This window comes from Pseudomonas fluorescens, assembly GCF_012974785.1.
Taxonomy (GTDB): Bacteria; Pseudomonadota; Gammaproteobacteria; order Pseudomonadales; family Pseudomonadaceae; genus Aquipseudomonas; species Aquipseudomonas fluorescens_BT.
Genome location: NZ_CP027561.1, coordinates 2,834,974 through 2,857,522, shown reverse-complemented (window position 1 = coordinate 2,857,522; position 22,549 = coordinate 2,834,974). Strand labels below are relative to the sequence as shown.

At 58.7% G+C, this 22,549-nt stretch carries 21 protein-coding genes; 14 read left to right on the top strand and 7 right to left on the bottom strand.

What is annotated here, in order from left to right; genetic code table 11:
* The first annotated feature begins 20 nt into the window (after positions 1-20).
* Positions 21-797 (top strand): DUF2786 domain-containing protein, encoded by a 777-nt coding sequence (locus C6Y56_RS12745; RefSeq protein WP_169430173.1) that lies wholly within the window; start codon positions 21-23, stop codon positions 795-797.
* A gap of 93 nt (positions 798-890) precedes the next feature.
* Here the strand turns inward: C6Y56_RS12745 and C6Y56_RS12740 are convergent, their stop codons facing one another.
* Positions 891-1,613 (bottom strand): hypothetical protein, encoded by a 723-nt coding sequence (locus C6Y56_RS12740; RefSeq protein WP_169430172.1) that lies wholly within the window; start codon positions 1,611-1,613, stop codon positions 891-893.
* 450 nt (positions 1,614-2,063) lie between these two features.
* On the opposite strand from C6Y56_RS12740, the gene C6Y56_RS29560 reads away from it, so the two are divergent.
* Genes C6Y56_RS29560 through C6Y56_RS12720 form a run of 5 tightly spaced genes read left to right on the top strand, consistent with a single transcriptional unit; the run spans position 2,064 to position 4,215 of the window.
* Entirely contained in the window at positions 2,064-2,333 is a 270-nt protein-coding gene (locus tag C6Y56_RS29560) for a hypothetical protein (RefSeq protein ID WP_169432629.1), read from the top strand.
* 49 nt (positions 2,334-2,382) lie between these two features.
* The gene (locus C6Y56_RS29185; RefSeq protein WP_249122239.1) at positions 2,383-2,577 is read left to right on the top strand and encodes a hypothetical protein; all 195 of its coding nucleotides are present in this window, start codon (positions 2,383-2,385) and stop codon (positions 2,575-2,577) included.
* Positions 2,578-2,628: 51 nt separating this feature from the next.
* A complete protein-coding gene (locus C6Y56_RS12730; protein WP_127928178.1) occupies positions 2,629-2,877 on the top strand; it encodes a hypothetical protein in 249 nt (82 codons plus the stop codon).
* A 44-nt stretch (positions 2,878-2,921) separates the two neighbouring features.
* Positions 2,922-3,164 (top strand): DUF4224 domain-containing protein, encoded by a 243-nt coding sequence (locus tag C6Y56_RS12725; RefSeq protein ID WP_169430171.1) that lies wholly within the window; start codon positions 2,922-2,924, stop codon positions 3,162-3,164.
* 1 nt (position 3,165) lies between these two features.
* A complete protein-coding gene (locus C6Y56_RS12720) occupies positions 3,166-4,215 on the top strand; it encodes a tyrosine-type recombinase/integrase (RefSeq protein ID WP_169430170.1) in 1,050 nt (349 codons plus the stop codon).
* A gap of 542 nt (positions 4,216-4,757) precedes the next feature.
* Here the strand turns inward: C6Y56_RS12720 and C6Y56_RS12715 are convergent.
* Positions 4,758-7,853: an efflux RND transporter permease subunit gene (locus tag C6Y56_RS12715; RefSeq protein ID WP_169430169.1), complete on the bottom strand. Its 3,096-nt coding sequence runs from the start codon at positions 7,851-7,853 to the stop codon at positions 4,758-4,760.
* A complete protein-coding gene (locus tag C6Y56_RS12710) occupies positions 7,850-8,959 on the bottom strand; it encodes an efflux RND transporter periplasmic adaptor subunit (protein ID WP_169430168.1) in 1,110 nt (369 codons plus the stop codon). The genes C6Y56_RS12715 and C6Y56_RS12710 overlap by 4 nt, the downstream gene beginning before the upstream one ends.
* Positions 8,960-9,167: 208 nt before the next feature.
* On the opposite strand from C6Y56_RS12710, the gene C6Y56_RS12705 reads away from it, so the two are divergent.
* Positions 9,168-10,628: an efflux transporter outer membrane subunit gene (locus C6Y56_RS12705; protein ID WP_169430167.1), complete on the top strand. Its 1,461-nt coding sequence runs from the start codon at positions 9,168-9,170 to the stop codon at positions 10,626-10,628.
* A gap of 75 nt (positions 10,629-10,703) precedes the next feature.
* Here C6Y56_RS12705 and C6Y56_RS12700 read toward each other — a convergent pair whose 3' ends face one another.
* Together C6Y56_RS12700 and C6Y56_RS12695 are read right to left on the bottom strand one after the other, a co-directional pair.
* Positions 10,704-11,975, bottom strand: a complete 1,272-nt coding sequence (locus C6Y56_RS12700) for an OmpP1/FadL family transporter (protein ID WP_169430166.1) — start codon at positions 11,973-11,975, stop codon at positions 10,704-10,706.
* Positions 11,976-12,174: 199 nt separating this feature from the next.
* Entirely contained in the window at positions 12,175-12,795 is a 621-nt protein-coding gene (locus C6Y56_RS12695) for a TetR/AcrR family transcriptional regulator (RefSeq protein WP_169430165.1), read from the bottom strand.
* 91 nt (positions 12,796-12,886) lie between these two features.
* Here C6Y56_RS12695 and C6Y56_RS12690 point away from each other — a divergent pair, with 91 nt between their 5' ends.
* The gene (locus tag C6Y56_RS12690; RefSeq protein WP_249314416.1) at positions 12,887-13,045 is read left to right on the top strand and encodes a DUF2790 domain-containing protein; all 159 of its coding nucleotides are present in this window, start codon (positions 12,887-12,889) and stop codon (positions 13,043-13,045) included.
* Here C6Y56_RS12690 and C6Y56_RS12685 read toward each other — a convergent pair.
* A complete protein-coding gene (locus C6Y56_RS12685) occupies positions 13,035-13,961 on the bottom strand; it encodes a LysR family transcriptional regulator (protein ID WP_169430164.1) in 927 nt (308 codons plus the stop codon). The genes C6Y56_RS12690 and C6Y56_RS12685 overlap by 11 nt on opposite strands.
* Positions 13,962-14,180: 219 nt before the next feature.
* Between C6Y56_RS12685 and C6Y56_RS12680 the strand changes: the two genes are divergently transcribed.
* The 6 genes from C6Y56_RS12680 to C6Y56_RS12655 all read left to right on the top strand — a co-directional run bounded on the left by C6Y56_RS12680 (position 14,181) and on the right by C6Y56_RS12655 (position 21,351).
* Entirely contained in the window at positions 14,181-15,617 is a 1,437-nt protein-coding gene (locus C6Y56_RS12680; RefSeq protein WP_169430163.1) for an NAD-dependent succinate-semialdehyde dehydrogenase, read from the top strand.
* 11 nt (positions 15,618-15,628) lie between these two features.
* Complete coding sequence (locus C6Y56_RS12675; RefSeq protein ID WP_169430162.1) at positions 15,629-15,961, top strand: carboxymuconolactone decarboxylase family protein; 333 nt, start codon at positions 15,629-15,631, stop codon at positions 15,959-15,961.
* On the top strand, positions 15,962-16,963 hold the full coding sequence (locus C6Y56_RS12670; protein ID WP_169430161.1) for an NAD(P)H-quinone oxidoreductase: 1,002 nt from the start codon (positions 15,962-15,964) through the stop codon (positions 16,961-16,963).
* Positions 16,964-17,157: 194 nt separating this feature from the next.
* Positions 17,158-19,017: an ABC transporter ATP-binding protein gene (locus tag C6Y56_RS12665; RefSeq protein ID WP_169430160.1), complete on the top strand. Its 1,860-nt coding sequence runs from the start codon at positions 17,158-17,160 to the stop codon at positions 19,015-19,017.
* A 222-nt stretch (positions 19,018-19,239) separates the two neighbouring features.
* Positions 19,240-20,733: a basic amino acid/polyamine antiporter gene (locus tag C6Y56_RS12660; protein WP_169430159.1), complete on the top strand. Its 1,494-nt coding sequence runs from the start codon at positions 19,240-19,242 to the stop codon at positions 20,731-20,733.
* 75 nt (positions 20,734-20,808) lie between these two features.
* The gene (locus C6Y56_RS12655) at positions 20,809-21,351 is read left to right on the top strand and encodes an Hsp20/alpha crystallin family protein (RefSeq protein ID WP_169430158.1); all 543 of its coding nucleotides are present in this window, start codon (positions 20,809-20,811) and stop codon (positions 21,349-21,351) included.
* Positions 21,352-21,406: 55 nt separating this feature from the next.
* Here C6Y56_RS12655 and C6Y56_RS12650 read toward each other — a convergent pair whose 3' ends face one another.
* On the bottom strand, positions 21,407-22,549 hold the full coding sequence (locus C6Y56_RS12650) for an ABC transporter permease (RefSeq protein ID WP_169430157.1): 1,143 nt from the start codon (positions 22,547-22,549) through the stop codon (positions 21,407-21,409).

The following is a 22,549-nucleotide window of genomic DNA, read 5'->3' as shown; positions in this document are numbered from 1 at the left end:
TATACCGTCGAGGCCCTCCTATGTCCGCACAACAGATCGACGAAAAGAAACTCGAGCGCGCGATACGCAAGATCAAGCACTGCCTGGCACTGGCCCAGAGCGCCAACGAGAACGAGGCCGCGACTGCACTTCGTCAGGCACAGGCGCTGATGCGCGAGTACCGTCTGACCGAAATGGATGTGAAGTTGAGCGACGTCGGCGAAGTCGAGTCGGACCTTCACCGCGCCAAGCGTCGGCCGGCATGGGATCAGCAGCTGAGCATCGCCGTAGCTGATGCATTCAACTGCACGACCTTGCGGCGTCGGAAGTGGAGCCCTTCGAAAGAGCAAGTCATCGAATGCGCGACATTCGTCGGCGTAGCTCCCGCTCAGAACATCGCCCTGTATGCGTATGAGTCGCTGCACAGAAAGCTCACCCAGGCGCGCAAGGAGTACTGCTCGGCAGTCAGGTCTGGGGTTCGGCGCAGTGCGTATTCAGCTGAAACTGCCGGCGATCACTTCGCTTTGGCATGGGTCTGGGAGGTTCAGTCGAAGCTGAAAGCGCTCGTGCCTCAAGATGATGATGCAGCCGGGCAGCCCGGCAGTGGGCAAGGGCTGGTAGCGATTCAAGCGCAAGACAAGGCGTTGATCAGCGAATTCCTCGCCACCCAGGACATCAAAGAGTCACGGAAAAGAAAGGGCGTCGAGCTGGACATGAACGCCCACATTGCCGGGATGCTCGCTGGCAGCAAAGTAGAGCTGCACGCCGGCCTCGCGCGCGGGGGCGACGAGATTCTGGCCCTATCCGCAAGCGCCTGATCCCACAACCCTCCACCGCCCGGGCATGCCCCGGCATAGGATGCCCATGTCCACAGAAAAAGATGGACATCTCTCGATGTGGTCCGATGGAGCTTACAATTGCTCAAACCTCAGACCTGGATATCTATCATCTGGTAACACCGTGATGTTAAACATGCATACTCCAGGAGTGAAATCCGCATCAAGATACGTCACCGTAAGCTTATCCCCAACTCCGTCCCCGCGCCCTTCAACGTTCAACTTAAAGCGTGCAATATCTTTATTTTCCATCAAGTGCCTGGTCTGACCAATAAATACAAATTGATCAGAGAAATCGAAATTTACACTTGTAACTGGAGAACCCAAATTTTGAACAGAAAATTCTAACTCATGAGTTGACCCCATGTGAGAACCGCCATTGCCAGAAATAACAAAAAGCGGCCGAATTGATTTCGCCCGTTGCTCGCGAGCACTTTGAATACTTTCAATCTCGGTCTTAACTTGCTCACGTGAGATGGCGACAAGTTCTTTCTGTTGTTCAACAGAATTCTGGAGCTCTTGAGCCTGTAACTGTAAAGCAGCTGAGCTTAGTTTTAATTCGCGCCCTTGCTGGATGTAGCCTAAGACCAACCACAAGAACGCTACCGGTCCAAACACGCCAGCAGCGAGATCTCCTATTTCATTCAGTTTCAACGCGATCAGCTCATCAAATTTTGCCCCCATGATGGTGATCGCACCACCGATATACAACGCAGTCAGGTGCGCTGCCCACCACTCCAAGCTTCGGCTGCACCACCATTTCGCCTGATCTGTCCAATACGTTCGAAAACGACCCACGATTTCTTCCTTAAAAAATTTATAACACCATTTTAGCAAGGAAAGGCCACGTAAGGCCTGAACACGATAGCTCCCTCCCCCTTCAAAGTCAGCCGCTATAGCGGCAAGGACGAAGTCATGTCTGAAGAAAACCAAATTCGCCTCAACAGCGCAGCGCGGGACGTCATGGCCGAACGGCAACGCCAAGTGTCCCTCGAGGGCTTTTCGCTGTATCGCGATGACCTTTACGTCAATGGCGAACTTGCCGAAGCGGCGTCCACCTATGCAAGCCTCGCCGGTAAGCCGCGTAGCCTGAGCACGGCCTGGCCCCGTGTAGTCGGAGAGTTCAAGCCGAGTGCAGATCGGCGCCGCGACCTTGTGAAGGCGGCAGCCCTGCTGCTTGCAGAGATTGAGCGCGTCGATCGCGTTGGACTTATCAAACACTGGCCGGTAAAGCGGGATGAAAACGGCATGTTCTGGCATCCGGATCTGCCGTCTTTCGATGAGGGTGACGGCGACAAGTGCAAGAAATGGCTCGACGAACAGGGTTTAGTTGTGAAGATGTCCAGCATTGAAGACGCCCCGGACGAGATATCGGAGCGCTACTTTGACTCCCAAAATCCAGACTGCGGCTATTGGGAACCGGATCGTCCAAATGGCGAAGGCTGGTTCTGCCTTTCGATTCACGACACTGATGATGGCCCGGTCTGTTGGTGGGCGCGACGCGAGGTGACGCCATGATCTTCGCCCCGCTCTACATGGCCTCCCTGATCTGCAGGGGGCTGTGGCGATGAAGGTTGTCCCACACACCGGCTGGGTTAGGCGTCGGCTCGAATCCGCAATCATCCTCTTAGCAGCCTGGATCATCGACGGTCGCAACGTTAAGCGATCGGGCGTCGTCTCCCGCCGCGATAACAATGACATGCGGTACATGGCGGAAAAGCTCGAAGGCATCGCCGATCGCATAAAACGCCAGTACCCGTAATCGCTCCCCCAACTCAACAGCCTGCCAGTGTATGGCGGGCGAGGAATCCTCATGCCCGAATTAACGTACGACCAGAAGCTGGTGGATTACGCAACGGCACCGAAAGCATCGGCCGGCACCATCTGTCAGATCGAGAACGGCGATTTCGTGAAGCACTGGTGCGGGAAGCTGCGCGGCAAGTTCATTCAGGTCGGCCCCACCTGGAAGGCCGCGACAAAGCAGCAAGCAATCGAAAAGGCTCGGGAGTTTCGCGAGCAGTGCCGGGCAGAAGCAAAAGCGAAAGGTTTGTTGCCCGCATAACCCATCACCAACTTCTAACGCCAGGCGCGGCATGGAGCATCACAATGGAAACTGAAATTCTCTCCGACGAGGAACTGGCCGCACTCACCGGCTACAAGGCCCGGGCCTACCAGCGCCGCTGGCTGATTGATCGCCAGTGGGTGTTCGTCGAAAGCCGTGGCAAGCGTCCGCTGGTGGGCCGCATGTATGCCCGCATGAAGCTGGGCATGATCAGCCCTACGATCGCCGATACGAACCCGCCGCCGGCTGCACCGGTATGGACACCAGACTACTCGCGAGTGAACTGATATGCGCCCCCGCAAGGCCGACACACGCAGCTTGCCGCCTCGGATGTACAAGTGGACACGAACACGAAAAAGCGGAAAGGTTTGGATCGCCTATTACTATCTGGATATGACAGGTAAGGCGATCCCGCTGGGCAAGGATCTGGACTTGGCCAGGGTCAAATGGGCGGAGCTGGAGGCGAAGGAAAAGCCGCTTGATCTGCGCACTATGAAAGGCATCTTCGACCGATATATCCGCGACATCGTATCGAAGAAAGCGGCACGGACGCAGAAGGACAATTTGTCGGAGATCAAGCAGCTTCGGCCGATGTTCGACAGCGCTCCCATCGACTCAATCACCCCAGCAACTATCGCAGGGTACCGCGACGCGCGGACCGCCAAAGTTCGGGCGAATCGCGAGATTGCCACCCTCTCCCACGTTTTCAACATTGCTCGAGAATGGGGACTGACGACCAAAGAAAATCCCTGCCAAGGCGTGCGAAAAAACAAAGAAACACCGAGGGACTATTACGCAAATGATACGGTTTGGGATGCTGTTTACATGAAGGCAGCTCAAGAGCTGAAAGACGCGATGGACTTAGCCTATCTGACCGGGCAAAGACCGGCAGATGTCCTGGTCATGAGGAAGGACGATGTCGAGGGAAATTACTTGGGTGTGCAGCAGAACAAGACACACAAAAAGCTGCGTATCCAGATGACTGACGGTGATGAGCCAAACAGTCTAGGCCTGTTGATCGGGAAAATGGCTGAGCGCAATGCTCAGCACATTTGCAGCTATTTGATCGTGAGCGCACGCGGCAAGCGGATGACCGCGAAGATGCTTCGCGATCGATGGGACGACGCCAGAGAAAGGGCCAAGAACGAAGCTGAAGAAAAAGGCGATGTTCAGCTGGCTGAGAAAATCGGAGGCTTCCAGTTCAGAGACATCAGGCCGAAAGCGGCGTCGGAAATCCTCGACGTCGGCGATGCGAGCCTACTCTTGGGGCACACCAAAGGAGACATTACCGAGCGCGTCTATCGACGAATTGGCGCCATTGCCAAGCCATCGAAATAGCCCCAAAAACCGTTACAAAACTCAAAATCTGCCCCTTGTAGAATGCGGGCTGTAGAGGTGTCAAAAAATAAACGTATCGTAACGAAAAGCGGCTACAGGCCCCGGTTTCATTGGCTTTGCATATCGGTCTTGAAAACCGTCGACTGTAACAGGTCCATGAGTTCGAATCCCATCGCCTCCGCCATATTTGATACGACAAAGCCCTGATTATTCAGGGCTTTGTCGTTTCTGGAACTCGCGTTTTTTGGACCTCCCTTTCTGGATCGTTTCCACATCTTTTCGGCTATTTCCGCAACCCTCCCGTTCCATTCCAGCGTTCCAGCCTGGATCAAGAAACTCAGAACTCATCCACAATGGGTATTCGGTGACGTCCGTAGGCAGCTTACGGCCAGAAGCGGATCAGCGTGAATGTCTGCCACGGCCAATACGCACGTTCGGATAAACGACAAAACTGTCAGTGATCCTGCCAGCCGTGACCAGTCAAAAGATGAGTAGTAAGGGGGGCAAAGAGGCACGACAAAGCGGGCCTCGATTTCAAGCTTTTATACCTGTGTCGGATTTATTTTTTCAGTTTGCCCCTTATGGTCAGGACGGATCTTGAACCAGATCGAGTACATCGCGGGCAGGAACACCAGCGTCATGATGGTGCCGACGAGCGTGCCGCCAATCAGGGTATAGGCCAGCGTCCCCCAGAACACCGAGTGTGTCAGGGGAATAAACGCCAGGATTGCCGCCAGGGCCGTCAACAGTACCGGTCGTGCACGTTGCACCGTGGCTTCGACGACAGCGTGAAACGGATCCAGCCCTTCTTGCGCGTTGTGATGAATCTGACCGATCAGAATCAGCGTATTGCGCATCAGGATCCCCGACAGTGCAATCAACCCGACCAGCGCATTGATGCCAAACGGCTGACTGAAGATGAGCAGTGTCGGCACCACACCAATCAACCCTAACGGCGAGGTAAGGAACACCATGATCATCGCCGAGATCGAACGGACCTGCACAATGATGATGACCAGGGTCATGGCAATCATGATCGGCAACAACGGCAGGATCGCCTTGCCGGCCTTGCCGGACTCTTCGATCGCGCCCGCCTGCTCGATCCGGTAACCGGAAGGCAGCTTCTCGATGATCGGCTGCAGTTGCTTCAGCAGCGCACTGGAAACATCCGGTGGCTGCAAGTCCTCGGCAATGTCGCCGCGCACGGTGATGGTCGGGGTGCGATCACGCCGGCGCAGGATCGGATCTTCCATGCGCACATCGACCTCGCCTATCTGCGACAAGGGGATTCGCTGTCCCGACGCACCGACTAAAGTGAAGCCTTCGATTTGTTGCGGATCGAGCCGTATATCCCCCGCTGCCCGCCCCATGACCTGCACTGAACGAATATCTTCACGCACCGCCGTGATCGGTACTCCGCTGAGCAGAAATTGCAATTGCTGTGCAACCGCAGTCGATGTCAGCCCCACTGCCTGCAGACGGTCCTGATCCAGGTTGAAATGCAACGACGGAGTCAGCGGCCCCCAATCAGTGTTCACGGTTCTCATCATCGGGCTGTCTTGCATCACGCCCCGCACCTGCTCGGCGATCACGCGCAACTTGGCCGGATCAGGCCCCATCACCCGGTAAGCCACTGGAAATGGCGAATAAGGACCAAACACAATCTGCGATGCCCTGAGGCGCGCCTCAGGGGCGAGCCCTTGAGCGACCGCGTCACGAAAACGCAATTTGAGGGTTTCCCGTGCCTCCTGACTGTCGGTCAGCACCACGATCTTGGCGAACGACGGATCGGGCAGTTCCGGCGCCATCGCCAGAAAGAAACGCGGCGCCCCTTGGCCAATATAAGCCGTGACGATTTTTGCCTCGTCTTGCTGGCGCAGCCAGGCTTCGACTTTGGCAGCCGTGGCGCTGGTCTGCTCGATGGAAGTGCCGTAGGGCATTTGCACCTCGATCATGACTTCGGGACGGTCAGAGGTCGGGAAGAATTGTTTCTTCACCAGCCCCATGCCCGCCGCCGCCACGAAGAACAGCGCGGTAACCATGCCCGCGACCCACCATTTGCACGCGATGACCCGGGTCAGAACCCGGCGGAAGCGGTTGTATCGCGGCGTGTTGTAGATCGCCGCGTGTCCACCTTCGACTGCCTTGATGTCCGGCAACAGTTTCACGCCCAGATAAGGGGTAAACGCCACGGCCACGACCCACGAAGCGATGAGAGCGATGCCCACGATCCAGAACATGTTGCTGGTGTATTCGCCGGCGGTTGACTGAGCGAAACCGTTCGGCAAAAAACCGATCGCCGTCACCAGGGTTCCGGACAGCATCGGCGCCGCCGTGTGGCTCCAGGCATAGGCAGACGCCTTGATGCGATCGTAGCCCTCCTCCATTTTCACCACCATCATTTCAATGGCAATGATCGCGTCATCGACCAGCAGCCCCAGCGCCAGGATCAACGACCCGAGGGTAATACGGTCGAAGTTCTTGCCGGTGGCTGCCATCACCACAAACACGATCGCCAGGGTCAAAGGTACGGCGGCGGCGACCACCGCGCCGACACGCCAGCCCATGCTGAGAAAGCAGACGAGCATGACCACCAGCAGCGCGACGAAGAATTTGACCATGAACTCGCCGACGGCAGAGTCGATGTTCACAGCCTGGTCGGTGACCTTCGAGAGGCTCATGCCCAGTGGCATTTCCTCATTGATCCTTGCGGTCTCGGCTTCCAGCGCCTTGCCCAGATCAAGACCATTCCAGCCCTCGCGCATCACTACGCCGAGCAACAGCGCATCTTCGCCGTTATTGCGCACCAGAAAGGTGGCCGGGTCTTCATAACCGCGTTCGACCGTCGCCACATCAGACAGCTTGAGTGTCCGCCCTTGCACGACCACAGGGGTGTCGCGGATTTTCTGCAGTTTGTCGAACGCACCATCGAGACGCAGAAAAATCTGTGGCCCGCTGGTTTCGATTGATCCGGACGGGGTCAGCGCGTTCTGACTGTTCAGCGCGGCGAAGATGTCCTGCGGTGACAAGCCCAGGGTCGCCAACCGGTCATGAGAGAACGAAACAAATATCCGTTCGGCTTGTTCGCCGATGATGTTGACCTTCTTCACCCCCGGCACATGCAACAGGCGCTGGCGCATCGACTCAGCATCGCGGACCAGCAAGCGCTGGGGCTCGCCTTTGGCTTTCAGGGCGAACAGCGCAAAGGTCACGTCCGAATACTCATCATTGACCATTGGCCCGATGACGCCCGCCGGCAACTTGATGGCTTCATCTTCGAGTTTTTTACGCGCCTGATAGAACTCCTCCTGCACTTGCGCAGGGGGCGTGCTATCGAGCAACGAGACCATCGTGAAAGCGAGCCCCGGCCGCGTATAGGTTTCCGAGCGGTCGTACCACTTGAGCTCTTGCAGGCGTTTTTCCAGGGGTTCTGCGACCTGATCCTGCATCTCTTGTGCGGTCGCCCCCGGCCACGCCGTGATGACGGTCAACTGCTTGACTGTAAAAGGAGGGTCTTCGGCACGCCCCAACTGGAAGAACGCCAGGATGCCGGCAACGGCAATCAGGAAAATCAGAAAGACTGTAATCGCCCGCTCGCGAACGGCGATGGCGGAAATGTTGAATCGTCCTTCGCTCATGGACGACTCCCGGCAACGGTGGCCGCATCAGGCACAGGCATTCTTACTGACTCACCTTCGCGCAACAGGTGAGCGCCCAGCGCAACGATTTGCTCGCCAACGCGAAGGTCGCCGGCCACTCGGGCCGATTCGTCGCTCAACCCCAGCACCTGAACCGGTCGCCAGGTCACGGTTGGCGGGGTGCCGCCGATAACCCACACTCCAGGGCCTTTACCGGCGTCGTAAAGCGCGGCAATGGGCACTTGCAACGACGCGGCAGGTGTCGAGCCCTCCGCTATTCTGAGAGTGACTGTCGAACCTATCGGTGCATTGGCCAGCGCACCTTCCAGTACATAGCGGGCCTCGAACGTACGCGTCGTGCGGTCCGCCGAATCCGAAAGCAACCTCAGTTTCGCGGTAACAGCCCCCGAAACGTCGCCGTAGCGCGTGGCTTGAGCGGTGGATCCTGCTGCGGGACGCAACGTCTCGGGCAAGTGCACGATGGCCTCGCGTTGCCCTGCCCGCGCCAGTCGAACCACCGGTTGTCCCGGGCTGACGACTTGTCCGGGTTCGGCGAGTGTTTCCACCACAACGCCATCGGCATCGGCGACCAGCACCGCATAACCGGAAGCGTTGCGTGCAACGTCCGCTTGAGCTTCAGCGGCGCTTAGTTGCGCCTTGGCGGTATCTGCGGCGGCTTTGATCTGATCGTAGGCCGATGCGGAAATGGCGCCGGCGCTGACCAGGGTGCGATAGCGGGCTTCGTCATCGGCTGTCTGCCTGGCGCGGGCCCGTGCGGCGATGACCGTCTCCTGCTGCGCGCGCGCCTGCAACCCCAAGTCGATGGGATCAAGCCGCATCAACGGCTGACCGCGCTTGACGGTCTGCCCCGTGTCAACCAGACGCTCAAGCACCTTGCCCGATACGCGAAAGCCCAGGTCGCCCTGAATGCGCGCCGTCACCACCCCCGTAAAAGATCGGGAACCGTCGGCCGCTGCCTGAACGGCGGTGGCCCGGACCAAAGGCGCTTGAGTACGCGGGTCGACTACGGAGGAAGAATCACCGCACGCTACCAGGGCGAGTGGCAACAGGCATGCGGCGATGGGGAAAATTCGGAGCCGGCGCATAGGTTCCCTTACTAGAAATAGGATGATCATCATATTCTCGACCTTGTGACCATTATCGTCAACAGTCACTGCTCATGAAGTATCCGACGCCTCAGCTTTATCAAACCTGCCTAAAATACCCGTTTAATAGGCAATACGTTCACTCGCCCTTGATTGACACGTTGTGACCAATACGTATTATGGTCACATACCTCGTTAAGGAACGCCGATGCCTCCCCTCCGTACGATTACTCTTTTGGTTACCGCCAGCTTCGTGGCAGGTTGTGCGGTGGGTCCGGATTACCGTCGTCCAGACGCCCCGCTTTCGGACCATTACCTGGGGCAGCCCGCTGTCGAACCGCAATCCGGATTGACACCGGACGGTCTCGCCGCCTGGTGGAAAAACTTTAATGATCCGCTGCTGACCGACTTCATCAACCAGGCACTGCAGCAGAATCTGGATCTGGCACAAGCGTCGGCGCGCGTCACCCAGGCAAGGGCCGGCCTGGGAGCCGCAAACGCAGCACTGCTGCCCTCGGCAAACATCAACGCACAGGCGGCACGCGCTTATCAGTCCGTCGAGACGCCACTGGGCCAGGTGTTGAATTCAACACCTGGCTATGACCGTTATGGCAATTCTTACGAGGCCAACCTCGAGGCGGGCTGGGAAGTCGATGTCTTTGGTGGGCTGCGCCGTGGACGTGAGGCAGCACTGGCCGAGTACCAGGCCTCAGCAGCGGGCTTCACCGCTACACGGCTGGCGATCGCCGCGCAAACGGCCGATATCTACATCACCCTGCGCGGATTACAGGCACGGCTGGATATTGCAAACCGGCAAGTCGACACCCGACACGCGTTGCTGGAGAAAGTCCGGTTGCTTTACGGCAAGGGCCTGGCCGCGGAGTACCAGGTGCGTCAGGCCGAGGGTGAATTGTCGCAAGTCCAGGCGACCGTTCCGGTACTGCAAAGCGGTCTGGAAGCAGCCATGAATGCGATGGACGTGCTGCTCGGCACGCCTCCCGGCTCTCACCGCACGCAACTGGCACGTGAGGGCGAAATTCCCGATGTGCCGTCGTTGACTGCGCTGGGCACACCGGCAGATCTGCTGCGGCGCAGACCGGATCTGATCGTGGCCGAACGCCGTCTTGCGGCCTCCAACGCGCGCATCGGTGAAGCCATTGCCGAGTACTACCCGAAATTTTCACTCAGCGCCTTGCTCGGCAGCGCGACAGCCGTATCCGGTGGCAATCTTTTCACCGGCGGCGCAAGCCAGTCGGCGGGTGTGCTGGGTTTGCGCTGGAGGCTATTCGACTTCGCACGCATCAACGCCCAGATCGATCAGGCCAAAGGTCAGGAATCTGAAGCATTGGCGGCCTATCGCCAGTCGGTACTGCGCGCCACCGAAGATGTAGAGAACGCGCTGTCCTCACTGGTGAATCGGCAAGCCCAGACCACTACCCTTACCGGCGGCGAAGCGGCGCTGACTCAAGCTCGCCAGTCCTCGTTCACCGCCTATGAAAGAGGCACCGCCAGCCTGATCGATGTCCTGCACGCCGACGAAACATTGTTGCAGGCCTCCGACGCCAGAGCGCAGGCGCGGACTGAATCGGCCCGTGCGGCGGTGGCGGTATTCAAGTCGCTCGGTGGAGGATGGCAACCCGTTGAGCCGGGTTCTGTAGCGGCGCGCTGAGCAGCAACCCCAGATCGTTTCAAGAGTCGGGAGACACGTGTACTCCCGATCCGCATTTGGCTTGATAGCGCTCAACTAGAAGCGGTAACTGACCGACGTTCCGAACCCGCTGGCACTGTTCTTGTACTTGGCACTGTAGGCACCTCTCGCTGCCGAGGTGTCGTTGACCTCCACGCTTTCCTCCCAAAGATAGGAATACGCGAGATCGATCGTGACATTGTCCACGGGTGTCCAGCCGGCGCCGATGCTGACAACCTTACGGTCGCCCGTCGGAATGCGCGGCCCCCGATTGGTGTTGTTGGCGGGTGACTGATCGACCGAAAACCCGCCACGCAGCACCCATTGGCTGTTCAATTGATAGGCCGCACCGATCGCGTGAGCCCAGGTGTCATGCCAGTTCTGCTCTTCGCTGATCGTCCCCAATTGACCGCTGAGCAAGGGCGGCAAGCCGCTGTTCTCAATCGTCAGCTCCTTGAAGCGGCTCCAGCGCGCCCAGGTACTGCCCACATAAAGCGTCCAGTCGTTGTTGAATTGATGCGTCAGCGAAAAGTCCACCGACTCCGGCGTGTCGACATCCAGCGATGCGTCGTAACTACGGCCGCTGACGCCCAGTACGCTGAAGATCCCATCGGTGACCTTGGTTTTGGCATCCAGGTGGTAACTGACTTTGGAGTGATACGTCAGGCCCAGGCGGGTCTGTTCGGTCGCCTGCACCAGCACGCCAGCATTGAAGCCCAGTGCGGTGTCATCGCCGGTGCTTTTGAGCTTGCCGTCATTGCGCCCCGGGCTGAGTGGATTGGGCACCATGCCCGATATCTCTCCGCCGATACGATTGATGGTCGGCCCGAATCCGATCGACACCTTTTCGTTAAAGGCGTAGCTGATGGTCGGCTGGAAGGTCAGCGTGGTGACTTCACTTTTGTTGGCGTAATAGCGTCCGGCAAAACCACTGCCGTAGTCGGTGATCAGCCCGAAAGGCACATAGAACCCGACACCGAATGCCCAATGTTCATCGATCGGTTTGACGTAATACCCCATCGGTACTGTGGTGGTGGGCACCATGTCGCCGTCTTCCTTTCCCCCAAACGTACTGCGTGTCTGGCTGATGTCCGATTTGGCGAACAGCGTCGCCGCCCCCACGCTCACCTGCTCTCGTTTAAGCCGCGCCATGCCTGCCGGATTGCCGTAGATCGTACTGGCGTCTTCGGCTGAAGAAGATCGCCCGGCAAAACCGGACCCCATCCCGCTGATGCTTTGTTCGTTGAGGGCAAAACCACCGGCCAACACATTGGAGGACACCAGCGCAACGGCCAGGCCGAGGGGGTTCTTGAGCATTATTTTTTTCATTATCTGGACTCTATGGGATCACTGAAAAACAACATCGAGAAAGACAGCGAAGCCATACTATCCAAGTGACCATTTCAGTCAATGGTCACATGAAGCAGAATTCAAAGCCGTACCGGCACGCATGTGCCGGTAACAGGAAATCCGGTTGGGGGATGTCGCGCTCTGGCTCAGCTCACCTGAACTGGTGATCCGAGTTAGCTCAGGGCATCAGGCTACGCAGAATGAGGTTGGAGGTCAGCGTGGGCGCTACCTCGATAAAATCCAGATTGTGCTGCAGCAGCAACGGGTTGACGAAGGGGCGCAAGGCCAGATGAATCGCCTCGACGGTCTCGTCCAGTGGGGTCTTGCGCTCGAACTCTCCGAGCTCCCGCCCTTCACGCACGATGTCGAAGATAAAGCGCTTGATCTGGTCTTCATACATCTGGGCACTGGGCCAGCGCTCCCCGGCGGAAAATGCAGCGATGTCGTAGAGTTTGCGATCATTGAAGAACAGGTCCACACCCGTTGCTATCACGGTTTTCACCAGGCGGCGGAAACGCTCGGTCGGCGAAATCGCCTCTGCGTTAACAGCCTGTTCTACCGCTGCAACGATTTGGCCCAGACAGTTTGAGCAGATCGCTTCGCCGATCGCCTGTTTGGAATCAAAGAACTTATAGATGTACGCCTTGGAAAAACCGATGGCCCTGGCCAGATCGGAAACCGTGGTTTTGCCATAGCCGTATTGGCTGAAGTGTTCATTGGCTGCCGCGACAATCTGATCACGAATGTCGTGATCGACTGGGCCACGAGGGCCGGGCGAAGATAGGGATGGCTGATTCATGGGCGTAGCTTACTCACCCTCTCGAGGACTTACAAATCGTGACCAATGAAACATATAGTCACTAATCGAACATTCGCATACCCTCAGCTCTGTGACAGCGGCACACGACGGTCCTGCAAAGACTCGACAGATCGAGCAATACGCCTACGGCAGCCACCTTGATGTCGCCAAGGTCAACTCTGAAGACCCGGTGCCGGATGTTTGTGCAGTCGTACCGACGCACATGACCTACCAGGATTTCAATCGATAAGCTCTTTGGCCGTGGCTGCCAGCAGACTGCCAACCCGATCCTTCAACGTGTCGATAAAGCGCGTGATTTTTGCATCGACGAACTGCCGGGAGGTATAGACGGCGTAAACGTTGCGCTCATAGGTGTGGTAGTCAGGCAGAACCCGCACAAGCTTCCCGGAACGCAAATCCTCGATGGCCGTGAACCCGGCCAGCAAACCAATCCCCGCCCCCTCTCGAATGGCATGTGCCATCGCATCCATATCGTTGACGCTGAAACTTGGCCCTGTCGGGACAAACGTCGCGTCCCCCGCCTTGCTCCTGAGCTGCCACTCATCCCGCACATAATCCACGGTGCCCAACAGCAGACACTGGTGATCACGCAGGTCTTCAGGCGTCTCGGGAGCCGCATGTCGGGCCAGGTAGTCAGGTGACGCCACCAGCACACAATGGCTGACACCGATCTTTTGGCTGACGTACGCCGAATCGGGTAGCGCTCGAGCAATCAGAATCGAGACATCCAGTTGGTCTTCCAACAGGTTCGGCATGCGTTGCGAGAGCAATAAATCCACCGTCACCTCCGGGAACTGCCGGCGGTACTCCAGCACCGCCCCCGTGACCAGATGCCGAGCCAGCCCGGGGACGCAATGCACACGCATTGTTCCCCGAGGCTCCAGCGCGGCATTGCTGGCTTCGGCTTCGGCACTCTCCAGATCAGCCAGAATTTTCGTGCAGCGCTCATAGAATCGTCGCCCCGCATCGGTGACCGAGAGGCGTCGGGTCGAGCGTTGCAACAGGCGCGCATCGAGCACGTTTTCAAGCGCGGAGACAGCACGCGATACGTTACCCACCGTTGAGTCCAGATGATTGGCCACGGCCGTGAAACTGCCCATCTCGACAACCTTTATGTACACCGACATGTTCGAAAGCTTATCCATCGCGACCTTCCTGTAGATCTGACGCTCACCGTGACAACCCGCTTTTTTCCGGATGCTACACGTTCGGCCCGCGGCTCGATATTACCTCTGCCGACAACAATGATTCCCTTTGGCCCGTCTAAATCGATGGGCTCTCCTTCCATAGACTGGGTTGCACAGGCCGCCCGATCAGGCGCCGGGTTTCATACGAATCTCTGACAACCAACTGAAGGACACAGCATGAAGACTTCCTACGATCCGCTTTATCTTTTCATCGGTGGTGAATGGATCAGTGCCGAAGGGCGCGATACTGCCGCCGTCGTCAATCCGGCAACCAGTCGGGAAATCGGACGCGTCCCACTCGCCACCGCAGACGACCTTGATCACGCCCTTGAAGTGACTCGCCTGTGCTTCGAACAATGGCGTCAGACTGTGCCTGACAAACGCGCCAAGATCCTCAAGCGTGCCGCTGACCTGATCCTCGAACGTGCGCCGCAGATTGCCGCGCAGATGACCTTGGAGGAAGGCAAGCCGCTGAATGAAAGCCTGGATGAAGTGACCCGCGCGGCGGAGTATTTCGAATGGTTCGCCGAAAGCGCCCGGCGTATCGATGGCCGTGTGGTCCCGTCCAATCGTCCAGGCGTATTGCAACTGGTCAAACGCCAGGCCATCGGCCCGGTGGCCGCATTCACACCGTGGAATTTCCCGGCCATCACCCCGGCACGCAAGCTCTCGGCAGCACTGGCCGCCGGTTGCAGCGTCATTCTCAAACCAGGTGAAGAAAGCCCCTCTACAGCGCTGGCCCTGGCGCGTGCACTCGACGATGCAGGATTGCCCAAGGGTGTGTTGCAAGTGGTCTTTGGCGTACCGGATCAAGTGTCCAGCCATCTGATCGCTTCGCCGATCATTCGCAAAGTGACCTTCACCGGTTCGGTGCCGATCGGGCGCCTGCTGTCTGCACGCGCTGCCGAAGGCGTGAAACCCATCACCCTTGAACTGGGTGGGCACGGACCGGTGCTGGTCTTCGAGGATGCCGACATTGAAAAAGCTGCCGTTGAGGGCGTCGCCAACCGGTTTCGCGGCACCGGGCAGGTATGTATTTCATCCACCCGGTTTCTGATCCAGCGTGGCGCCTATCAAGCCTTTGTCGATCAGTTTGTCGCTGCGACCCAAGCGCTGAGAATCGGTGACGGCCTGCATCCGGACACACAAGTCGGACCGTTGGCCAACCCAAGACAGCTGGCCAAGATGGAAGAGCTGGTCGCCGATGCCGTTGAGAAAGGTGCACGGGTATTGGTCGGTGGTGAAGCCTTGTCAGGCGAAGGCTACTTCTTCCAGCCCACGGTTCTGGCGGATGTGCCGATGAACGCCCGCGTCATGCACGAAGAACCCTTCGGCCCCATCGCCGTACTGATGCCGTTCGATGAACTGGCCGATGGACTGCAAGAAGCCAACCGCCTGCCCTACGGACTCTCCGCTTACGCGTTCACCTCCAGCGCGCGCACGGCCATTGACGTTGCCGACGGATTGGAGGCCGGGATGATCGGGATCAACCAATATCGCATCGTCGCGACCGAGCTCCCGTTCGGCGGCATGAAAGAAAGCGGTCACGGCTCCGAAGGCGGCATTGAAGGCATCGAGCACTATCTCACCCACAAATTCATCAGCCAGGTTTAAGGAACTCGCCCATGTCCAAGCTCAATTTCAAAAGTCCTCGGGAAGCCGCGCGCGCGTTCACGCCAAAGCTGTCGCAATTCGTCGACTCAACGCTTTATCCGCACATCTGGAGCGATCCGGCGCTGTCCCCGCGCGACCGTAGCCTGATCACCGTGGCGGCATTGATTGCCGGTGGTCACTCGGAGGAGTTGCCTGCTCACTTACGCCGGGCGGCTGGCAACGGTGTGACCCAAGACGAAATGGCGGCGGCGATCACGCACCTGGCGTTCTATGTAGGCTTCCCTGGCGCCATCACCGCATCGGCTATCGCCAACGCCACGTTCAACGAAACGGAGAACAACTGAATGAAAGCCATCAACATCAAAGAGTTTGGTGCGCCAGACGTCCTGGAACTCGTAGAGGTTGCCAATCCTGAAGTCCGTCCGGACGACCTGCTGGTGCGTGTCTATGCCGCCGGGGTGAACCGTGCAGATCTGACTCACCGGACCGGTGGGTACGGGCATCCGAATTTTGGCGACTCGCTGATCATCGGTCTGGAAATCGCCGGCGAAGTGATCGGCAGAGGGAGCTCGGTGACGGGGTTCGAGGTGGGAGATCGAGTCATGGGCGTGGTCGGCGGCGGTGCCTACGCCGAGTTGGCGCGCATCGATTACCGCATGGCCATGCACATCCCGGCACAGCTTGATTATGTACAGGCGGCGGCCATTCCCGAGGTCTTCGTCACAGCCCATGAAGCAATGATGCATCTGGCTCGGCTCAAGGCTGGCGATTCGGTGTTGATTCACGCGGCCGCTGGCGGCGTCGGCTCCGCCGCTGTGCAGTTGGCTTACACCACAGGTGCCACGGTGTATGCGACGACCGATCGCAGCAAGTTGGCGCGTGTCGAGCATTTGGGCGCTGATGTGGCGATCGACTACAAGACGCAGGATTTCGCTGAGGTGATCACCGACAAAACCCAGGGTCGCGGTGTCGATGTGATCATCGACTTTATCGGTGAGCCCTACTTCGCCCGCAACATCGCGTCCCTTGCACACGGCGGTCGCCTGATTCAGGTGGGCATCCTTGGCGGAGGCGGCAACATGACGGTGGCGCTGGAGGACATTCTTTACCGCCACTTGCAAATCATCGGCACGGTCATGAAGTCCCGCACGCAACCGGAGAAGCACGCCATGATCAAGCGTTTCCGCGAGCACTGGCTTGATCGCTTCGAGGGTGCCGGCAGCCTTGAGCCAGTCGTCGATAGCACGTTTGCGTTATCACGGGCTGCAGATGCTCACCGTCGAATGGAGTCTTCTGAAAACGTCGGAAAAATCATTCTGACGATGCAGCCCGAAGACCTGCTTTGAGCCTGGCCATGATCCATCTGTGCCATAAGCCGGGGATCGCCAGACTGCCCGTTACGCCTCGCTGCTCCGTGCCTGCTGGTTAGTATTGAGAACCGCCCTGCGGTCAAACTCGGCCGTGCGGCTGTTGTCCTCTTATCCGGGGCCAATGACGAAAATGGCATACTCCCCTGAAACTGATCATTTCGGAGACCACTATGCTTCGCGTGTTTGAACGCAGGCTCGACCCTTTCCCACCCGACGAGGCACCGCCACCGCCCGCAGGCCTGTTGCGTTTTCTGTGGGCCTGCACCCGGGGTGCCCGGGGTTATGTCCTTGCGCTGGCGCTGCTCAGTGCCGGCGTGTCGATCTACGAGGCCTGGCTGTTTTCGTTTCTCGGGCAAGTCGTGGACCTGCTCTCGGCCTGGCAGGCCGGTGGCGCCCAGAGTGCGCAGGAGCGTCGGGTGTTGTGGGGCATCGCCATTGTGTTGCTGACCAGCATCGGTCTGGTGGCGTTGCGCACGATGGTGCAGCACCAGATATTGGCGATCAATCTACCGCTGCGGCTGCGCTGGGACTTCCATCGCCTGATGCTGCGACAAAGCCTTTCGTTCTTCTCGGACGAATTCTCCGGCCGGGTCACGACCAAAGTGATGCAGACCGCGCTGGCGGTGCGCGAAGTGCTGTTCACCGTCATCGAAATTGCCCCCGGCATCGGTGTTTACTTCATTGCGATCATCGCACTGGCCGGTGGTTTTGCCCTGAAACTCATGCTGCCCTTTCTTGCCTGGGTCGCGCTGTTCGGGTTGGCGATGCTGTATTTCGTGCCGCGTCTGGGACAGGTCGGGCAGGAACAGGCCCATGCACGCTCCTCGATGACGGGGCGGATTTCCGACGCTTACACCAACATCACCACGGTGAAATTGTTCTCGCACTCCAACCGTGAAGCGCATTTCGCGCGCGCAGCGATGGAGGATTTCAAGCACACCGGTTTTCGCCAGATGCGTCTGGTCAGCCAGTTCGAGATCGTCAATCAGGCACTGGTGGTCGGGCTGATTCTTGGCGCCGGTGGTTATGCGCTCTGGCTCTGGCACCAGGGCCAGGTCGGCGCGGGTGCGGTGGCGGCAATCACCGCCATGGCGTTGCGGATCAATGGCATGTCCCACTGGATCATGTGGCAGATGACGTCGCTGTTCGAAAACATCGGCACCGTGCAGGACGGCATGGAAACCCTGACCCGGGGCCCGAAAGTGCAGGACGCGCCGAACGCCGGCGTGCTGGTGCCTTCCGGCGGCGCCGTGACCTTCGACAACGTGCACTTCAACTACAACGGTGAGCGCCAGGTGCTCGACGGCTTGAGCCTGCACATCCGCGCCGGGGAAAAAATCGGTCTGGTGGGTCGTTCCGGTGCCGGCAAATCAACGCTGATCAACCTGCTGCTGCGCTTCTATGACGTGGACAGCGGTACGATTCGCATCGACGGGCAAAACATCGCGCAAGTAACCCAGGACAGTCTGCGCAGCGCCATCGGCATGGTCACGCAGGATACGTCGCTGCTGCACCGCTCGATTCGCGACAACATCGCCTACGGTCGCCCGGACGCCACCGATGCGCAGGTCCGCAGCGCGGCGATCAGCGCCCAGGCAGACGGTTTCATCAGCCAATTGAGCGACCGCCAGGGACACACCGGATACGACACGCTGGTGGGCGAACGCGGCATCAAGCTGTCCGGCGGTCAGCGGCAACGTATCGCCATCGCCCGGGTGATGCTCAAGAACGCGCCGATCCTGCTGCTCGACGAGGCCACCAGTGCCCTGGACTCCGAAGTCGAAGTCGCCATCCAGGAAAGCCTCGATGACATGATGCAGGGCAAGACCGTCATCGCCATCGCCCATCGTTTGTCGACGATTGCGGCCATGGACCGACTGATCGTCATGGACGAGGGCCGCATCATCGAACAAGGCACCCACGCCGAGCTGCTGGAACGAAACGGCACTTACGCACGCCTCTGGCAACATCAAAGCGGTGGGTTTCTGGGTGAAGAACAAGGGCTGGACGAAGCAATGGACCGGGCGTAAGCCCTCCTGCTTCCCTTCCCTGCAGAACGCTGCTGAAAGCCCTCGACTTGCCTGCGGCGCGAGCCGCGACCGGTTGATCGTCACCCGCGGCCGGCGCGGCGTTTTTCTCTCAGTTGATTTTAATCAAACACGCCTGCGCGTTTCTCGCCGAGATTAATCCTCGAGGTCCGCATGACCGCGTCCGCGGCCAATGCCGACCATCCTGTCTCGTGGAGGCGCGTCATGGCTACTCAACTGCAAGACGTTCAACCGGGCGCTACCCCCGCCCAGCATTCGCCACTGACCGGCAGTTTGCGCAAGAGCGAGCCCAGGCGCCTGACGCTGAGCCTGCTGGTGGCGCTGGTGGTGGGTTCGATGATCGGCAGTGGCATTTTCAGCCTGCCGCAGAACATGGCCGCCAGCGCCGGGGCCGGGGCGATCCTGATCGGCTGGCTGATCACCGGGGTCGGCATGCTGTCCCTGGCTCTGGTCTATCAGAGTTTGTCCAACCGCCAGCCGGCACTGGATAACGGTGTGTTCGCCTACGCCCGGGCACTGGGCGGTGACTTTCTCAGTTTCAACTCTGCCTGGGGCTACTGGATCAGTGCCTGGATCGGCAACGTCAGCTATCTGGTGATTCTGTTTGCCGCGCTGAGTTACTTCTTTCCGGCATTTGGCGACGGCAATAACAAGGCAGCGATTGCCGGTGCGTCGGTCGTGCTCTGGTCGTTGCACTGGATGATCCTGCGGGGCATGCGCACGGCGGCCCGTGCCAACGCCCTGAGCACCGCGGCCAAGATCGTGCCGCTGCTGTTGTTCATCGGTTTTGTGATCGCGGCGTTCCGGCGCGACACGTTCACCATGGACTTCTGGGGCGCACCGGCGCTGGGCAGCACCCTCGACCAGGTCAAAAGCACGATGCTGGTGACGGTCTGGGTGTTTATCGGCATCGAAGGCGCCAATGTGTTTTCTGCCCGCGCCGCAGAACGCGCCGATGTCGGACGCGCCACGGTCATCGGTTTTGTCATCACCCTGTTGCTGCTGATTGCGGTATCCCTGTTGTCACTGGGCATTCTCAAACAACCGGAACTGGCCGCCCTGAAAAACCCTTCGATGGCCGGCGTACTGCAGGCCGCCGCAGGGCCATGGGGTGCCGTGCTGATCAGCATCGGCCTGATTGTTTCGGTCGGTGGCGCCCTGCTCGCCTGGACGCTTCTGGCAGCCGAATCGGTGTTCACACCGGCGAAGGAAAAGGTCATGCCACTGTCGCTCGGCGTGGAGTCCACCCGTGGCGTACCGGTCCACGCCTTGTGGCTGACCAACGGATGCATCCAGCTGTTTCTGCTGCTGACGCTGTATTCGAGCGCCAGTTACCTGGCACTGATTTCCCTTGCCACCTCGATGATCCTGCTGCCCTACCTGCTCAGCAGTCTGTATGCACTGAAAATGACCTGGCAGGGCGAAACCTACGCCGGTCATCGCGCCCTGCAAGTGCGAGACCTGACCATCGCGCTGGTCGCCACGCTGTATTGCGTCTGGCTGCTGTACGCCGCCGGCCCCAAATACATGCTGCTCAGCGCCTTGCTCTACGCCCCCGGCTCACTGATCTACCTGGGCACGCTGAAATCCCGTGAGGGTCAGCCCCTTGGTGGTCCCGAGACAGGTCTGCTGATCATCATCTGGGCCGCAGCGGCCTACGCCGGCTGGATGCTGTGGTCCGGGACGTTGACGTTGTAAGGAGTTCGTTCAGTCCGCGCGGTTCGCCGACAGGACGTCCGGCGCTGCGCCTTCCATCCGAGAGGAGTACCGAAAATGAGCAATTCCGTGAAAAAAATGCAGGAACATGCGGACGCAAAATCGAACAAGGTGCCCGTGACGACCGATCTCTGGCACCCATTGGAGAAGCTGCGGCAACAGGTTGACCACCTGTTCGAGGACTTTAACCGCGGGTCATTGATATCGCCCTTCAGTCGTGGTCTGTTCGATGTCGAGCCGTTCTTCTCGCGTGACTTGTTCTCCCGCAGCATGCCCGCGGTGGACATCACCGAAAAGGATAAAAGCTTCGAGATCACCGCCGAACTGCCCGGCATGGATCAGAAGAACATCGAGATCAAACTGTCCAACGGCAGCCTGATCATCAAGGGCGAGAAGAAGGAGGACAAGGAAGAAAAACGCAAGGGCTATCACTTGAGCGAGCGTCACTACGGTTCCTTCGAGCGGGTGTTCAACCTGCCCAAAGGGGTCGACGCCGAAAAGATCGATGCGCACTTCAGCAAAGGCGTATTGAGCATCTCGCTGCCGAAAAAACCCGAAGCGATGAAAGCGGACAAGGTCGTGCCGATCAAGGGCGAATGAATCCGCAGACGTATGCCCCTTGCCGGGAAACCGGCAAGGGGCTTTTTCTTGGGCCTCAGCCTCTGAAAATGTCGAACGGCTCGATCTTCAGCACCTTGCGAATGCCCAGGTAGCTGGAAAACCCGGCAATCAACAGCACCAGACCAAACGCCAGTCCCAGATTCCAGAAAGTGACGATCGCAGCGTAGTTGGGAAGACAGGTTCGTGCGATGACGATCATCAGAGTCACCAGTCCGATGCCCAGACCATAACCGGTCATCGCGGTGAACATGGCCATGAAGAAGATCATGTAGACCATCTCCCGGTTCTTGGCGCCGATGGCTTTCAAAGCGGCAAACTTATCCAGGTTTTCCAGAATGAAACTGTAGAACGTCTGACCGGAAATCGACAGGCCGACCAGAAAACTGATGATTGTCATCATCAGAATATTGGTCCCGACACCGGTCTGATAGATGTAGAAGTCGGCAATACGCCGGTTGAACTCATCCCTGGTCAGGGCGATGTAGCCCAACCGCGCCACTTGCTGCTTGATGGCTGCCTCACCTTGCCGGCTTCTGGGCTTGAGCAAGATGTATGACACGGTGAAGCGTGTCGTAGGGATGTATTCGATGGCACGCCGGTAGGTTGTGTAAAGCGTCGGCACTCCGGTCAATCCACCGACCAGAACCCTGGCGATGCCGACGATGATGCCCCGGTGGTCGTTGAGCTCGAACGAGGTACCGATGGCAGGGTTGCCCAGTTTTGCGAATTCAGCATCGTGAACCACGATGAACGCGTTTTCGGCGTAGATATCCTCGATGGCGCCCTGCTCCAGGGCCGGACGACCGAGCAGGCTGGTGTCGTCCAGACCAATCACGCTAACCCCTTGATATGTGCCATTTTCCAGGCGCACCTGGGCGCTGCCAATGAATACCGGGACGGCGTATTCCACCTGCTGCATGCTGCGCACTGCGTCCAGCAGGTAGTCCGGCAACGGGATGGCAATCGTCGGGGTGTTGACCGCCGGATCGATGATCCACATCGGTGCTCCGACATTGGTGACCGTCGAATAGGCGCGGTTCAGGATGCCAGCGAACATGGCGGTCATTTGCATCATCAGGAACACCGAGAAGGTGATACCCACCAGTAACGCCGAGAATTTGGCGCGATCATTGACTAGGAGTTTGTACCCGATGCGCAGAATTCCACTGTATTTCAT